15 protein-coding genes and 2 other annotated features are annotated in these 15,955 nt (G+C 39.7%); of the genes, 5 read left to right on the top strand and 10 right to left on the bottom strand.

The window, feature by feature from the left end; genetic code table 11:
• Positions 1-71: 71 nt before the first annotated feature.
• Genes pxpB through CRO56_RS05965 form a run of 3 tightly spaced genes read left to right on the top strand, consistent with a single transcriptional unit; the run spans position 72 to position 2,451 of the window.
• Positions 72-785 (top strand): 5-oxoprolinase subunit PxpB, encoded by a 714-nt coding sequence (pxpB, locus tag CRO56_RS05975; RefSeq protein WP_097157701.1) that lies wholly within the window; start codon positions 72-74, stop codon positions 783-785.
• Positions 767-1,726 carry a 5-oxoprolinase subunit C family protein gene (locus CRO56_RS05970; RefSeq protein ID WP_097157700.1) on the top strand — a complete coding sequence of 320 codons (960 nt, stop codon included), beginning with the start codon at positions 767-769 and terminating at the stop codon, positions 1,724-1,726. The genes pxpB and CRO56_RS05970 overlap by 19 nt, the downstream gene beginning before the upstream one ends.
• Positions 1,723-2,451 carry a 5-oxoprolinase subunit PxpA gene (locus CRO56_RS05965; RefSeq protein WP_097157699.1) on the top strand — a complete coding sequence of 243 codons (729 nt, stop codon included), beginning with the start codon at positions 1,723-1,725 and terminating at the stop codon, positions 2,449-2,451. The genes CRO56_RS05970 and CRO56_RS05965 overlap by 4 nt, the downstream gene beginning before the upstream one ends.
• A 69-nt stretch (positions 2,452-2,520) precedes the next feature.
• Here CRO56_RS05965 and trpA read toward each other — a convergent pair whose 3' ends face one another.
• The 7 genes from trpA to trpE are packed head-to-tail and all read right to left on the bottom strand — an operon-like array spanning position 2,521 to position 8,888.
• On the bottom strand, positions 2,521-3,306 hold the full coding sequence (gene trpA / locus CRO56_RS05960) for a tryptophan synthase subunit alpha (protein ID WP_097157698.1): 786 nt from the start codon (positions 3,304-3,306) through the stop codon (positions 2,521-2,523).
• Complete coding sequence (gene trpB, locus CRO56_RS05955; protein ID WP_097157697.1) at positions 3,299-4,504, bottom strand: tryptophan synthase subunit beta; 1,206 nt, start codon at positions 4,502-4,504, stop codon at positions 3,299-3,301. Before trpB ends, trpA begins: the two co-directional genes overlap by 8 nt.
• Positions 4,501-5,118, bottom strand: coding sequence for a phosphoribosylanthranilate isomerase (locus CRO56_RS05950; protein WP_097157696.1), 618 nt, complete (start codon positions 5,116-5,118; stop codon positions 4,501-4,503). Before CRO56_RS05950 ends, trpB begins: the two co-directional genes overlap by 4 nt.
• A 5-nt stretch (positions 5,119-5,123) precedes the next feature.
• On the bottom strand, positions 5,124-5,909 hold the full coding sequence (gene trpC / locus CRO56_RS05945; RefSeq protein ID WP_097157695.1) for an indole-3-glycerol phosphate synthase TrpC: 786 nt from the start codon (positions 5,907-5,909) through the stop codon (positions 5,124-5,126).
• Positions 5,910-6,929: an anthranilate phosphoribosyltransferase gene (trpD, locus tag CRO56_RS05940; protein ID WP_097157694.1), complete on the bottom strand. Its 1,020-nt coding sequence runs from the start codon at positions 6,927-6,929 to the stop codon at positions 5,910-5,912.
• Positions 6,901-7,509 carry an anthranilate synthase component II gene (locus tag CRO56_RS05935; RefSeq protein WP_097157693.1) on the bottom strand — a complete coding sequence of 203 codons (609 nt, stop codon included), beginning with the start codon at positions 7,507-7,509 and terminating at the stop codon, positions 6,901-6,903. The genes trpD and CRO56_RS05935 overlap by 29 nt, the downstream gene beginning before the upstream one ends.
• The gene (gene trpE / locus CRO56_RS05930; RefSeq protein WP_097157692.1) at positions 7,506-8,888 is read right to left on the bottom strand and encodes an anthranilate synthase component I; all 1,383 of its coding nucleotides are present in this window, start codon (positions 8,886-8,888) and stop codon (positions 7,506-7,508) included. Before trpE ends, CRO56_RS05935 begins: the two co-directional genes overlap by 4 nt.
• Positions 8,889-8,970: 82 nt before the next feature.
• Positions 8,971-9,209: a binding site (T-box leader), on the bottom strand.
• A gap of 42 nt (positions 9,210-9,251) precedes the next feature.
• Positions 9,252-9,486: a binding site (T-box leader), on the bottom strand.
• A gap of 154 nt (positions 9,487-9,640) precedes the next feature.
• Here trpE and CRO56_RS05925 point away from each other — a divergent pair.
• Entirely contained in the window at positions 9,641-10,900 is a 1,260-nt protein-coding gene (locus CRO56_RS05925; RefSeq protein ID WP_097157691.1) for an MFS transporter, read from the top strand.
• A gap of 8 nt (positions 10,901-10,908) precedes the next feature.
• On the opposite strand, the gene CRO56_RS05920 is transcribed toward CRO56_RS05925, so the two are convergent.
• From CRO56_RS05920 to ku, 3 genes are all read right to left on the bottom strand, one after another.
• The gene (locus tag CRO56_RS05920) at positions 10,909-11,682 is read right to left on the bottom strand and encodes an alpha/beta fold hydrolase (protein WP_179714187.1); all 774 of its coding nucleotides are present in this window, start codon (positions 11,680-11,682) and stop codon (positions 10,909-10,911) included.
• A gap of 375 nt (positions 11,683-12,057) precedes the next feature.
• The gene (locus CRO56_RS05915) at positions 12,058-13,020 is read right to left on the bottom strand and encodes a nucleoside hydrolase (protein ID WP_097157689.1); all 963 of its coding nucleotides are present in this window, start codon (positions 13,018-13,020) and stop codon (positions 12,058-12,060) included.
• A gap of 100 nt (positions 13,021-13,120) precedes the next feature.
• Positions 13,121-13,966, bottom strand: a complete 846-nt coding sequence (ku, locus tag CRO56_RS05910) for a non-homologous end joining protein Ku (RefSeq protein WP_097157688.1) — start codon at positions 13,964-13,966, stop codon at positions 13,121-13,123.
• Positions 13,967-14,091: 125 nt separating this feature from the next.
• Here ku and CRO56_RS05905 point away from each other — a divergent pair, with 125 nt between their 5' ends.
• Positions 14,092-15,915, top strand: coding sequence for a DNA ligase D (locus CRO56_RS05905; protein WP_245855601.1), 1,824 nt, complete (start codon positions 14,092-14,094; stop codon positions 15,913-15,915).
• Positions 15,916-15,955: the final 40 nt, after the last annotated feature.

Genomic DNA, 15,955 nt, shown 5'->3' with positions numbered 1-15,955 from the left:
TCAGATCGAACAATCGTTGATACTATAATAAATGATTTCGCTTTACTTGAACATAAAGGGGATTCTTAACTATGACCTATACCATTGAACCTTTGGGTGACGAAGCTCTCATCATTTCCTTTTTGCCAGCAGATAATCCCAATATACATAAAAAGGCAAGAATTTTTGCTGAAACTATCAAAGAGAATCCGTTTGTGGGATTTATTGAAGAAGTCTGTTCCTACCATACAGTTACACTCTATTTTATCCCCCAATTCGAAAAAGGAAACGGTCCCCTCTGCTATATAAAAAATCATATTGAACAAATCCTGGCGACTCTTTCGTCCATACAAAAAAATCAAAATCATCGGAAGCTTCAGGTTCCTGTTTGTTATGATCCGAGAGTAGGTCCAGATCTCGAATCACTAGCAGAACAGTTGGGTTATAGCGTAGAGGATGTAATTCAACTTCATTCTTCACCGTTATATGAAGTTCGATTTATTGGCTTTTCCCCTGGTTTTCCTTTTTTTTCAGGACTCGATCAGCGTCTTGCCTTTCCCAGAAAAGCAACTCCAAGACTTAAAATTGCTCCCGGATCAGTTGGAATTGCGGGAAAGCAGACTGGGATCTATTCACTCGAAACACCAGGCGGCTGGAACATTATCGGAAAAACTCCCATTGAGCTATTTAATAGTAAAAGCCCTTCTCCTGCTTTTTTTCGCCCAGGTGATCTCGTAAAGCTCATCCCTCTTAGATTTGATGAATTTATAGATTGGAAGGGTTCGCGATGGCAATTCGAATATTAAAAGAAGGATTTCATACAACCATCCAAGATGTTGGAAGGGTTTCTTACCGTAATATTGGGGTGCCGATTTCCGGTGCAATGGATGATATCAGCTGCAAAGTGACGAACTGGATTGTATTTAACGATGAAACGGCTCCCGTTTTGGAATGTACCTTGATAGGTCCCGAACTTTTATTCGAAAGCGATGCATTAATTGCTGTCGGCGGGAAAGGCTTTGTTCCAGTAGTCGATGGCGAACCATACCAACTTTTTCAGGCTATACTAATCAAGGCGGGAAACGTATTACGGTTAGAGTCCAATAGAACAGCGGCAAGAGCCTATATGGCGGTTCAAGGCGGATTTCACATTGAAAAAATAATGAATAGCTATAGTACATATACAAGGGGAAAATTTGGAGGTCTTAATGGAAGACCGTTATTAAAAGGGGATTTGATTCCGTTCTCACCGCCAACCCATTTTCCGAAAAACAGATGGTTTTTAAGCCATTCATTACTTGAAAATTTATATAGAAATAACACAATTCGATTTATAAAAGGGAATCAGGCGGATTGGTTCTCTTCTGAGATGTTTTCATTTTTTCAAGCTACGCCCTTTACGATTACCCCTCAATCTGACAGAATGGGTTATCGTCTTGATGGAATGGCCATAGATATACTAAAGGGCCAGGAACTAGTTACTGAGGGAACAACTCCAGGTACGATACAAATTCCCCCAAACGGAAAGCCAATAGTATTAATGCGAGACAGTCAGGTCACAGGAGGCTATCCAAAAATCGGAACAGTTATTTCATCAGATTTGTCCGTTCTTGGCCAAAAACGTCCAGGGGATCAGATCTATTTCCGGGAAGTTTCCCTAGACGAAGCTTATCAGATTAAAAAAGATCTTAATCAAACATTATCCTTTTTCAAAAAACGAATCTTGTGGCAGAGGTGTCCGTTATGATTGATCTAAATTGTGATTTGGGAGAAAGTTTTGGCCAATATCAGCTGGGCCAAGACGAAGCGATCATGAAGGAAGTTACTTCAGTGAATATTGCCTGCGGTTTTCATGCAGGTGACCCCGATGTTATGAAAAAAACAGTAGATATGGCCATAACTAATCATTTAAATATAGGTGCCCATCCTGGATTTCCGGATCTTCAAGGGTTTGGCAGAAGGACTATCGTAATGGCAGCAAGTGAGATATACAACATCACGCTATACCAGCTTGGTGCATTATCAGGCTTTTTAAAAGCAAAAAACTATCCATTACACCATGTGAAGCCTCATGGTGCTTTATACAATATGGCAAGTGTAAATGAGGCTTATGCCCTAGCCATTGTTCAAGCGATAAAAGATTTTAATCCTGTGTTAAAATTGTATGCACTCTCTGGAAGCGTGCTGGCATCCGTTGGCGAAAAGCATGGACTCACTGTTTATCACGAAGTATTTGCAGACAGAACCTATCAGGCTGATGGAACCCTTACTCCAAGAACACAGGCTAATGCCCTCATCCATGATGAAAAACAAGCGGTTGAGCAAGTACTTGGCTTTATCCAACAAGGAAAAGTTCGAACCGTGTCTGGTGAATGGGTCTCAATTAAAGCAGATACAGTATGTGTACACGGTGACAGCTCCATTGCGCTTTCACTGGCTAAAAGGCTGCGACAGACAATTGAACAAGTTTGACTTCCTCTTTTGGAATCATAATCGAGATATGAAAACGGCAGTACCTTTACAAGCACCGCCGTTTTTTCCTTATTTTTTCATCTTCTGACTCGCTTTCATAAGCGAAATTAATTCTTCATGCTTTCCTTCTTGAAAAAGCTCAATAACCTTACTCCCTGCTACAACCCCATCACAATATTGAGTCGTGTCTCTTACTTGTTCAGGTGTTGATATGCCAAAACCGGCAAGTACGGGAATTGGACTTAGCTTTTTAACAGTCTGTAAATATTGATGAAGACTGGATTGAAGAGATTTCCTTGCACCTGTGATTCCAGCTACTGTTACCGCATAAACAAAACCCTCTGAGTGATTTACGATTTTTTCAATGCGCTGAATTGGACTTGTAATAGTCACCAATTGAATTAAGGCGATTCCTGCATCCTTTAGCAGAGGAGCTATGATCCCCTCTTCTTCGAATGGAACATCAGGAATAATGAATCCGTCGACACCTGCCTCAGATGCTTCCTTTGCAAGCCGCTCTATCCCAAATTGCAATAATGGATTGATATAGGTCATTAAAACAATGGGAACATGTATGTCATTCCTAATTGTTTTTAATCGATCCAGGATCTTTTCTAAAGTTGTCCCTGCAGACAGTGAGCGAATCCCTGCAGCCTGGATTGTTGGTCCATCAGCGACAGGATCAGAAAACGGAACTCCCAACTCTATAAGGGTTGCTCCATGATTTTGTAGAAAATTAAGCTTACTTTCTAACGTTTCTAGTCCGTCATCTCCTGCCATGATATACGGAACAAATGCTTTATCTCCTTGATTCAAAACGTTTTGTAAGGCAGCTTCAATCCGTTCTTTACCCATTTGTTTGGCCCCCTAAAAAGGATTTCACTTGTTCTACATCTTTATCACCGCGTCCTGAGAGACAAATCACTAAAGTCTGGTCAGAACGTAAGTTTTTTGCTAGCTTGGCGGCAAATGCGACAGCATGGGAACTCTCTAATGCAGGGATGATCCCTTCTGTTTTAGAGAGCAGCTGGAACCCTTCTAATGCTTCCTTATCCGTAATGGAGTGATATTGAACTCTTCCTGCTTCATGCAAATAGCTATGTTCGGGACCCACCCCTGGATAATCCAATCCGGCCGAAATCGAATGGGCCTCTTGGATTTGGCCGTCTTCGTTTTGAAGGAGATACATCATCGAACCATGCAGCACGCCAACCTTTCCTTCAGTCAAAGAAGCCGCATGGAGACCTGTTTCAATACCTGAACCTGCAGCTTCAACTCCATAAAGTTGAACCTTTTCGTCCTCAATAAACGGGTAAAACATTCCGATAGCGTTGCTTCCGCCGCCAATACAAGCAACCACCGCATTAGGCAGCTTTCCTTCTTTAACGAGAATTTGCTCCTTTGTCTCTTTTCCTATAATACTCTGAAAATCTCGAACCATTTTTGGAAAAGGATGAGGTCCTAATACAGAACCAATAATATAGTGAGTATCTTCTACATGTGTCACCCAATAACGTAATGCTTCATTGACCGCATCCTTTAACGTTCCGCTTCCCTGCTCTACACTAACAACCTTTGCCCCGAGCAGCTCCATGCGAAAGACATTGAGCTTTTGTCTCCGTACATCTTCAGCTCCCATAAACACAACGCATTCCAAATTAAGTAAGGCACAAACCGTTGCTGTCGCAACACCATGTTGACCTGCACCAGTTTCAGCGACAATTTTCCTTTTGCCCATACGCACGGCAAGCAGCGCCTGCCCCATCGTATTGTTAATTTTATGGGCACCTGTATGGTTTAAATCCTCGCGTTTTAAATAAATCTTCGCTCCGCCTATCGCATTCGTTAAGTTTTCCGCGTAATAGAGTGGGGTTTGGCGTCCGACATATTCTTTTAAATAGTAGTCCAGCTCTTTTTGAAAGTCTGGGTCTTGTTGCGCCTTGTTATAGGCATCCTCTAATTCAAATACAGCCTGCATTAGTGTTTCTGGAATATATCGTCCCCCGAATCTTCCAAAATGGCCTGTCTCATTAGGTAAAGTATATCCTTTCATCGGACTGCCTCCTTTGTCATTTTCACTTTTTCTATGAATCTCTTTATTTTTTCCAAGTCCTTTTTCCCGTCTGTTTCCACACCACTTGAGACATCAACCATGTAGGGGGTCACCTTGTTTAACAAGCTTTGGACATTATCTTCTTTGAGTCCGCCAGCAATGATCACTTTTTGCGGGAGATCTGCACTTTGCAGAAGATTCCAATCAAATGAAGTGCCATTGCCTCCCCGATATGTTCCCTTAGGACTGTCGAGAAGAACATATTCAGCCGGATATGCTTTCACTTTTTCTAAGTCCTCTTCGCTGCTAATACCAAATGCCTTTATAACAGGGAAAGATATGCTCTTAGCAAACTCTTCATTTTCGTCTCCATGTAATTGGATGATATCGAGTTTGCACATCTGTGCGATTTCATCAATTTTTTCTTTCGGCTCATTGACAAATACTCCGACCTTTTTGACATGTTTGGGTACATGTTTTGCTATTTCTGTGACCTTATATGGATCTACTTTTCTTTTGCTTTCTGCAAAAACAAAGCCAATCGCATCTGCACCATTAAAAACAGCCGCATGTACAGCAGTTTCATCTGATAACCCGCAAATTTTTACTCTCATCTTCCTCACCCTTTTAACACCGGAACTTTAAAGTCCGAAATGGTTTCCTTGACAGACCTGCTTGTCATGAATGCTTCCCCGACCAAAATAGCATGAGCTCCGGCATCTCGAACACGGATTACATCGTCTTTAGTTTGAATCCCGCTTTCGGCGATAAAAAACTTACCTTCTTTCCGGATGACAGGTCCCAATTTTTCAGATGTGGATATGTCAATCGTAAATGTCTTCAAATCGCGGTTGTTAACTCCAATAATAGAGGCATCGATTGCCAGGGCTCTTTCTAGTTCTTCTTCATTGTGCACTTCCACAATGGCATCAAGGCTTAATGAAGAGGCATATCGATAGAGCTGTTTAAGTTTTTGATCAGTTAGTGCCGCTGCAATCAGTAAAACAACAGTGGCGCCGACGTGAAGTGCACGGTGGATTTGCACCTCATCAATAACAAAGTCTTTACATAAAACCGGCAGGTTCACGGCATTCTGTATATCCTGAAGATCATAATAGCTTCCTTTGAAAAAGATCGAGTCGGTTAAAACAGATATAACATCTGCCCCATTTTCCATATACCTAATTGCTTGTTTAACAGGATCTGCATCCGTATTAATAATTCCCTTTGATGGAGAAGCCCGTTTAAATTCTGCAATGATACTTATATCTTCTTTTTGCTTAAGAACTTTTGTTAAGGCGTGTGTTTCCTTAGGATTCTCCGGGAAATTCCATGTATTTACATCTTTCAGCCGTTCGACTTCCTTTTGTTTTACAGCCAGAATTTCATCCAAAATTGTTGTCATCTATATTACCTCTCTTTTACTGCTGATCGAAATCAGTTGTTCCAATATGTCAAAAGCTTTACCAGAAAAAATACTTTTTCTTGCTTCATGAATCCCCTCTTGAATAGTCATAACCATCCCGCTCGTAAATAACCCAATTCCAGCATTTAATAAAACTGTATCGAGATGAGGACCTTCTTTTCCCTTTAAGACATCCCGCAAAATTTTGGCATTGAGATTTGCATCACCGCCAACGATTTCTTCCTTTCCAACCCGTTTTAATCCAACATCCTCTGGGGTGAAGCTATGCTCTGTAATCCTGCCGCTTTCGAGTAAAACATAATAATTTTCTCCGGCAAGGGTAGCTTCGTCTAAGCCCCCTGCTCCATGCAAAAGCACGGCCCTTTTTCGACCTAAATTACGCAAAACTTCCGCAAAAACCGTGAGGAGATCTTTTCTATAGACCCCAATAACTTGCGTTTCTAAAGGAAGTGGATTTGTTAAAGGACCTATTAGATTAAAAATAGTCGGGATATTTAGGGACCGGCGCACATTCATAATCTTTTTCATCATCGGATGAACATGAGGTGCAAATAAGAATGCAATCCCGATTTGTTCAATCGTATCTTCGACTTCAGCTGATGACATGTTCAAAGAAACTCCTAAGTTTTCTAGAACATCTGCGCTTCCTGATCGCGATGTGATGCTTCTATTGCCGTGCTTGGCAACTTTCAGTCCTGCCCCAGCCAAAACAAAAGCAGAAGTTGTACTAATATTAAAACTCTTAGAACCGTCTCCCCCCGTTCCGCAGTTATCAATCAATCCCGGTATCTTTTTTTGAAATCGGACGGCTTTATCAAGCAATGCTTCGACAAGACCTGTAATTTCATCCACAGTTTCGCCCTTTAATTTTAGTGCCATTAGCAGTGCGGCAATTTCACTTTCAGTTGTGTGTTCCTTGAACATTTCTCCAGCTGCAGTTTTCATTTCGTCCTTGCTTAAAGATGCTCCCTCACTTAGTTTCAGTAAAAACTTTTGCATGGTTGACCGTCCTCCTGCATTGTTTTAAAAAGTTTTTAATCAGCATGTTCCCCTTGTCTGTGCCAATTGACTCAGGGTGGAATTGAACACCATAGACTGGGTACGACTGATGCTCCAGTGCCATAATTTCTTGATCATCAATCGATTCAGCGATTATGATTAATTCAGTCGGAAGTGTTTGCGGGTCTACAACCAATGAATGATAGCGCATTACCTCTACTGGATTGGGAACATCTGTAAACAGTCCAACTTCTTGATGCTGAATCTTCGACCTTTTTCCATGTTTAATGTATTTCGCCTGTATTACCTCGGCACCAAAAGCTAGCCCAATCGCCTGATGACCTAAACAAACTCCTAAAATCGCGACATCGCTTGCGAAATGTTGAATGACATCGACACAAATTCCCGCATCTTCTGGCCGGCCAGGTCCAGGAGATATCACAATTCCATCCGGGTTCATCCGGCATACATCTTCGATAGAAATTTCATCATTGCGATAAACGACGACTTCTGCCTGAGCAGCAATCATCTGATAAAGATTAAATGTAAAAGAATCGTAATTATCAATTAACAAAATCATGATTTCACCTCCAGCAAAGAGCGGGCTTTATTTAACGTTTCTTCATACTCTTTTTCTGGGTCTGAGTCATACACAATGCCTGCTCCCGCTTGAACATAAGCCTGATTTTCCTTGATAATCATGGTTCTTATTGCAAGTGCAAAATCCAAATGTCCATTGAAGGATATATAACCAACTGCACCAGAATAAAGACCGCGCTTTTCTTTTTCCAGTTCATTCAAGATTGTCATGGCTCTAATTTTAGGTGCTCCTGACACAGTGCCGGCTGGAAGTGAGACTGCTAAGGCATCTAAGGGATGAACATCATCCCTTAAGACCCCTTTAACCTCTGAAACAAGATGCATGACATGCTGAAATTTTTCGACTTCCATGTATCTTGAAACACGAACTGTTCCAATCTTTGCAACCCTTCCCAGGTCATTCCGGCTCAAATCAACAAGCATATCATGCTCGGCTCTTTCCTTTTGATCAGCTAACAGTTCTTCTTTTAGATGCTCATCTTCTTTTGCGGTTTTTCCCCGTGGCCTTGTTCCCGCAATCGGGTTTGTAATCATCTCATTACCCTCTGTTTTTAATAAACTTTCCGGTGAAGCGCCGAGAACGATATAATCAGAAAAATCAATATAGAACATATATGGCGACGGATTGGATCTTCTCAATTCACGATAAAACGTAAAAGGTTCCCCTTCGAATGAACTTTGGAGTCTTTGCGATAACACGACCTGAAAAATTTCCCCCTGCTGGATTAATGACTTAGCCTTTTTCACATTCGCGATAAATTGCTCCTTCGTTGTGTTGGATTGAACGCCTGCAGTTTTAAAGAAAACTTTTGAAAATACAGGCTGTTGGTTTTCTAGTCTATTTTTTACTTCTTCAACTCGTTCAATCGCGTCCTGTTGACTCGTAAATGAAACTGAAATCAGTATTACCTTTTGCAGGAGATGATCATAGATACAAACATTTTGATACACCATTAAATGAGCATCTGGCAGTTCCATAGAATCCTGGATAACATTGCCAATATTCTCATATTGGCGAATGATATCATAGCCAATGACTCCTACCGCACCTCCGACAAATGGATAGCTTGGTAATGAATCAATGTGTGGAATCATTTGTTTCAAAATTTCAATCGTTTGACCCTTTTTTAGCTCGATACTTTGATCGTTTTTAATAATTTCGTGTTCCTCAGCTTTTGACTTTATTTCCAGGTAAGGATTTGCCGCAATAAATGAAAAGCGGCCGTTTTCCTGGTGTTTACTTGAACTTTCTAATAGACATTTCTTTTTTCCTGGAATTTGTTGAAAGATTACAATTGGAGTTAATGTATCTCCTTCAATTTCTTCTGCATGAAAAAACACACTCTGCTCTTTCCTCATCTCAGGCTAAACTCTCCTTTCTAAATCTCTGCTATACTTAATAATAAAAAAAGCCCTCTTCCTGCACGAAAAACATGTACAAGAAGAGGACGAATTACCGCGGTACCACCTCTAGTTGGAGCGTATACGCTCCCACTCTTTTCGGGATTCCAAAAAACAATCCCTTCCCGGATAACGGCGGGGTCCGCATCCCTCTACTCCAAACGTTTCAAAGGATGTCTCATGAGTCCATTCAGAAGCTTTTCTTTATCAGGATTCCACCATCCCTGACTCTCTGGAAAAGATGTGATGCCTCTTACTATTCTCAATCGTCGATTTTTCATATCAGTTTTATTTGTAAACGCAAAAAGGGGTACTTCTCCTTGAAAGGACGAAGTACCCCGCGGTGCCACCTTTATTAGCTAAAAAGCTCACTTTATCATCCAAAATGAATGATTGCCTATTATAACGAACAGGCCAATCGCCAAATCCTACTCTCCGAACGATTTCAGTTTGGAAGCTCAGAAGTCCATTCACTAATCGGTTACACTGGTTTGCACCAACCACCAGCTCTCTAAAGAAACGCAGACTAGTTACTACTCTCCATCATCGCTTTACCGTAATGAATTTGTTAATTATCATATTACGGGAAAATTCAAATGTCAACCTCTATATTTAAAAAAATGGAAATCCTTATGCTCTATAATCAGTCAATAATTTAAGGGAATCCGGTTCATATTAAGAATAATGATTTTTCAAAGAGGGGATTGATCATGGAACATATTGAAGGCTTGAATGGGGCTGAATTTACAGATCCTAAGAGTATTACAAATAACGAAACCCATCAGCAAAAATGGGCGATTGTTTCATTAGCATCGATTCCACTAGTGATGACTCTTGGTAATTCCATGCTTCTCCCTGTCCTCCCTACAATGGAAAAAGAATTGAATATAAGTCCTTTTCAATCCAGTTTAATTATAACGGTTTATTCAATAGTTGCCATTATCTTAATTCCGATTGCAGGCTTTTTGTCAGATAAATGGGGAAGAAAAAAAATAATTATCCCCAGTTTGTTCATTGCTGCAATTGGTGGGCTGATTTCTGGCATAGCGGGATGGCTGGTGGAATCGGCTTACCTTTTTATTTTGTTCGGACGGCTTTTGCAAGGAGTTGGAGCTGCAGGAGCTTTCCCAATTGTCTTGCCGCTTGTTGGAGATATGTTTCGAAAAGAAGAAGATGTTAGCAGTGCATTAGGAGTAATTGAGACTGCCAATACTTTTGGGAAAGTATTAAGTCCTGTGCTTGGTGCAGCATTGGCAGCAATTATTTGGTATATTCCTTTTTTTGCATTTCCGTTTTTTTGTGCAATCACCATATTAATGGTTATGCTATTAGTGAAGACACCAAAAAAAGATCAAGAAGTTGTCAGTTTTGGTTATTTCATAAAAAATATTAAAAAAATCTTTCATATAGATGGAAAGTGGCTTTTTTCGATCTTTTTTATTGGTGGCATATTAATGCTTGTTTTATTCGGAGAACTGTTCTACCTATCGAAAATCTTTGAGGATCAATATAATATCAAAGACATTCAAAAAGGGTTTTACTTAGCGATTCCTTTAGGGGCTCTATGTTTAGCTTCTTTTATTGCCGGAAAAGTCATTAAGAAAAATAAAGTATTAATGAAATGGCTGACTTTTTTTGGTGTTCTGGCACTCGGTATAACCGGATTTCTTGTGATTTTTTCGACACAGCTCTGGTACTTGATCGTACTTTTTACAATTGGCGGAATTGGGATTGGTGTAGCACTGCCATCACTTGATGCACTCATCACAGAAGGAGTCGAAAAAGAGCAGCGCGGAACGATTACTTCACTTTATAGTTCTATGAGATTTGTCGGAGTGGCTGCAGGACCTCCCATTGTAGCCTTGCTTATGAAAACGCAAAAGGCTTGGATATTTGGTGCATTTTTAGTTCTTTGTTTATTGTCATGCTTACTCACCTTTAAAGCAATTAAACCAGAAAGCGATCAATAGTCTACTCGTTATGTAGACACTTGATCGCTTTTTTTAATGAAGTTCAGAATTTGCAGGTTTAGTTCTTCTGCAAAATAAATAGGAAGCAGATGGGTTCCTCTGTTGATAAATTTGATTTTGGGATTTAAATATTTTTGGTAAATCCGATTATGTTTATTAATCGGATCAGCTACTGTCCCATAGAGCAATAATATAGGTATTTTTAACTTATTAAGTTCGCTGATACAGTTATAATTAAGAGCTTGCTTATAAAAATTGGCCCAAACTAAAGGATGCGTCTTTCGGGAGTACCAATATACTTCGGTAGTGCTATGGTAATCGAGGCCATGAGTTTTACTTAAAAGCTTCGATAAAAGCTTCGGGTTTCGCTTAGCCAGCATAATTCCAAGCCGGTGTTCAATGTTAAATATAATGGATTGAACTTTTGGATATGCACCGCTCAATATCAAACCCTTCACTATGTGCTGATACTTAATGGCAAAAGCCTGAGCAACAGATCCTCCAGAAGAATATCCAAATAAATATATAGATTTTAATCCTAGATGGTCAATTAAAGCCTTTATTTCCTCTACATAATCATCAATCGTTGGAGTTGTCGTGTAAGTCCCGCTATTTCCATGCCCGCTTAAATCAGGAATGATTAATCGAAATTGTTGGGATAGCGGGAATTGTCTGTAAAACACTTTATATCCAAAACCTGGCGGATGAAGCATAATAATCGGTGTGCCTTTACCTTTGTCATAGTAAGCCAGCTGTATATCTTTAAATTCTATGAATTGCATAAGCTTCTCTCCCATGATCCAACTTTATTGGAATTAGAATTTTATTAATCACATTAGCTTGCTGATGGTTTTTCTGGGTACTTATTTTGAGGTCAGCTTTTTTTGGTTTCTTTTAGTCTTTCCATTTTTTCCTCCTTCTTTTTTTGATTATTTTCTGTATTGGTTTGGAGTTTATTCGATGAAAGATGAAATATAAAAATGAATGTTGAAGATTGGGAGGAAAACAATAGAAATCCTTAAAAAAACAGGAAAGATCCATTACAGATCTTCCCTGTTTTTTGTCCTATTTTTCATCTCAAAGATCGAGGGGGGATTTTGAGAATGATTTTCAATATCATTATAAAAGGTATATAAACAAATGTCAAATAATCCATGTTATTGTTCAATTTGCCCTCTGAGAAAAATACCTACCACATCTTCAAGAAAGGCCGGATAATCAATTTCCATTGCGATTGAATCCAATGTTTCGGCAGATTCTTCATTTGGCAGCGGCCGAAAATCAGCTATACTGACTCCTTTTGTAATTTCACCTTTTGGATCAACTCTCACTCTTCGTCTAAGTGTTTTTACAATTTCAGGATTGGCGAGGGCACTTACAACTAAAAGATCGTGAATCGGTGCTCCCTGAATGCCTGGGATTAATTTTCGGTAAGCATTAAAATAGTAATCAAAAATCGGTTCAAATAAAAAGGCGTAAGATGACTTGCTATTTTCGGTTAAATATTCAACTATTTCAGGGGTTAATAAAGCTTTATTAGTTACATTTAAAGGGAAAATCGTTACTCTTTCTGCCTTTTCCAAAACCAGGTCCGCAGCAATAGGATCGGCAAAAAAATTTGCCTCTGCAACCGGTGTTACATTTCCAGGAACTAAGAAAGCTCCTCCCATTAAATAGATTTCTTTTACTTGATTCATAAATTCTGGCCCATACAGAATGTAGAGCATCGCTAAATCTGAAAGCCTTCCTAAGTTAACAATTGTTAATTCATTGCCATGTTTTTCGATAATCTCTCTGGCTTTATCAACATCGAAAACCTCCTGGCCGGCATATACATTTGGGGGAGGTTTGATTGGTCCCAGTCCTTCCTCTCCATGGATTTCAGGATAATATGGGACCAGTTCTCCTGTTAGAGGTCCGGTGACACCGGCGATTATCGGTATATCCTTAATACCCGCTAAATCCAGGAGATAGGCGACATTTTCAATTGCCTGTTGCTTCGTTACGTTTCCATAGCTGGCTACAATGCCGAGGACTTTATACTCAGGATGCATCAGGATATACATCAATGCTAACGAGTCATCAATCCCTGGATCTAGTAAAATCAGTACTTTTCTCATAGTCTCCCTCATTTCCAACACGCTGTTAGTTTAGACTATGTCGGAAATGAGAGTTTTGCCCATTTTTCTTACACATTAATGATGTTGCAATTCACGTCTGTTATGCGTTTTTCTTAGCTTTTGCTTTAGTTGTTCCTGCTTTCTTCTTTGCTGCAGGTTTTACTTTAGTCTTAGGTTTTGTTTTATCAATAGATGCTTGTAAAGCAGCCATAAGATCGGTAACATTGGTTGGCTTGTCTTTTTCTTTTGGAGTAACAACCTGTTCTCCTGTTCGTTTTCCCTCAATAAATTGCAGAACAGCTTCACGATATTCATCATGAAACTCTTCAGGATTGAATTCTGCGGTTAATTGGTCAATCAGTAAAATCGCCGTATCAAGTTCCTTCTTTGACAGTTCACTTTTCTCAGGAACGTTCGGGACATCCTTCGCATTTCTTACTTCATCTGGATAATGAATCGTCTCCATTACAATCGTATCCTCATAAACACGCAAAACCGCTAGTTGTTCCTTTGAGCGGAATACCATTTTTGCAATTCCGACCTTACCTGATTCAGCTAACGCTTCCCTTAATAATGAATATGCTTTAGTTCCTCCTTCATTGGGTGACAAATAATAGCTTTTATCAAAATAAATCGGGTCGATTTCTTCAATTTTGACAAACTGAACGATTTCAACCGCTCTTTCCTCTGCCTGATTTTTTAACTCTTCTAATTCTTTATCATCCACAATAATAAATTTTCCCTTTGTATATTCATAAGCCTTTACCATTTCGTCCTGCTTCACTTCCTCCTCACAAACAGGACAAACCTTCTCATAACGGATTGGCGAATGACACTTTTCATGAAGTGTTCTAAATTTTACCCCTTTATCATCTGTTGCCGCATGAAGCTTCACCGGAATATTAACGAGACCAAAGCTTATACTGCCCTTCCATATGGTGTGCATCTAATCCCTCGCTTTTCAGTTGTGTATATACCGTTAGTTTGAGGGAAATGGCCAGATTCTAATCCGGTAAATATTATGGAAAAATTTGACCTGATTGGGCAATGCTAATGAGGAGGTGTTCGTACATGTGGAAACCAATGCTGCCTGAACTCGGTGAAATTCCTAATTCAAAAGACTGGAACTATGAAATTAAATATGATGGATTTCGGGGCTTGTTATTTATCGATGAAAATTCCTTTGAATTTAAGAGCAGAAACGGAAATGATTTATCATCCATTTTCCCTGAAGTTTATGAGTTTTACCAAGAGCATAGAGAGTTATTTCAACCCTTTTTACCTTTGCAGCTTGATGGTGAACTCGTCATGCTTCTATCTCCATATCATGCAAGCTTTTCTAAAGTCCAGCAGCGCGGCCGGATGCGTTCGAAAGAAAGAATCCAAGCAGAATATGAAAGATTTCCATGTTCATTTTTAGTATTTGATCTATTAGTTTTTAAGGGTCAGGATATCCGAAAACAATCGTATCCGAAAAGAAAGGAAACTTTGGAGCAGCTCTTTAAGGATCTTGAGTTACCATTACATCCTTCTCCAGGGAATCCAAGAGTCATCCAGCTGATTCCTTCTTATCGGAAGCTTAATGATGTATGGAATTTGGTAAGAGATTATGATGGCGAAGGAATCGTAGCTAAATCTAAAAAGTCAGCTTGGGAGGAAGGAAAACGGACTAGCCTTTGGATCAAAGATAAAAACTGGATTCATATTACCGCATTTATCACAAGACTCGATAGTAAAAACGGCTATTATTATATTGGCGTTTATGATGGGGGCCAAGTCGTTGAGGTAGGACTGTTTTACTTTGGAATCTCAAAGGAAGAGAAGGATGCACTTAATCAAGTCATAAAACAAAATACTGTGTCAGTATCCGGTTCCTTTCGCATTGTGGAACCTGCTATTTGTGTAGAAGTAAAATTCTTAGAGAAAGTAGCTGAAAATGAATTAAGAGAACCACACTTCGTATCGTTTCGTTTTGATATAAAACCGGAAGACTGTACTTTAGAAAAATATAAAGTCGACCTGTTGAACATGCCTAAAGAGGTAGAAATTACCCATCCCGATAAGCCGTTATGGGAAGGGATTGATAAAGTTACCTATTTGGGATACATGAGAGAAATTTATGGTTTTATACAGCCATTTTTACAGGACCGGTTATTGACTGTCATTCGATATCCGCACGGTGTTATGGGCGAAAGTTTTTATCAGAAAAATTGTCCCGACTATGCCCCTGATTTTATCAAAACGATTAAGCATGAGGATATCGACTACATTATATGTAATGACTTAAGGACGTATTTGTGGCTCGGTAATCAGCTTGCCTTTGAATTTCATGTTCCCTTTAATACATATAAACAGAAAGGGACTTCAGAAATTGTATTTGACTTAGACCCGCCTTCACGTGATCATTTTCAGCTTGCGGTTAAAGCGGCCACCTTAATCAAACAGCAAGCAGATCAGCTTCATTTACATTCATTTATTAAGACGTCAGGCAATAAAGGGCTGCAGGTCTATATTCCCCTGCCAAAAACATACTCCTATGATGATACAGCTATTTTTATGGAGTTTTTAGCCCGCTCTGTTTTGACGAACCATGAGGACATATTTACGATCGAGAGGCTCAAGAAAAATCGGAAAAATCGACTCTATTTGGATTACATTCAACATGGGAAAGGAAAAACGATTGTCGCTCCTTATTCAGTCCGCGGCAATGAAGAAGGACTTGTGGCCACCCCATTATATTGGGACGAGGTCGATGAAGAATTATCGCCTAAAACGTTTACCATAGAGGTTGTCCGCAAGCGAACCAGGAATTTAGGCTGCCCCTTTTGGAAAATCGATTTAGTGCGAGAAGAACAGCCCTTTGATGAAATCATCCAGTTTTTGAAGAAGCAATGAGCAACAGAGGGAGAAACAGAGGGACGGTTCTTCTGTTTCA

This window comes from Bacillus oleivorans, assembly GCF_900207585.1.
In the GTDB taxonomy this organism is placed as follows: domain Bacteria; phylum Bacillota; class Bacilli; order Bacillales; family JC228; genus Bacillus_BF; species Bacillus_BF oleivorans.
The sequence above is the reverse complement of the archived record's forward strand: the minus strand, read 5'-3'. Positions and strand labels throughout refer to the sequence as shown.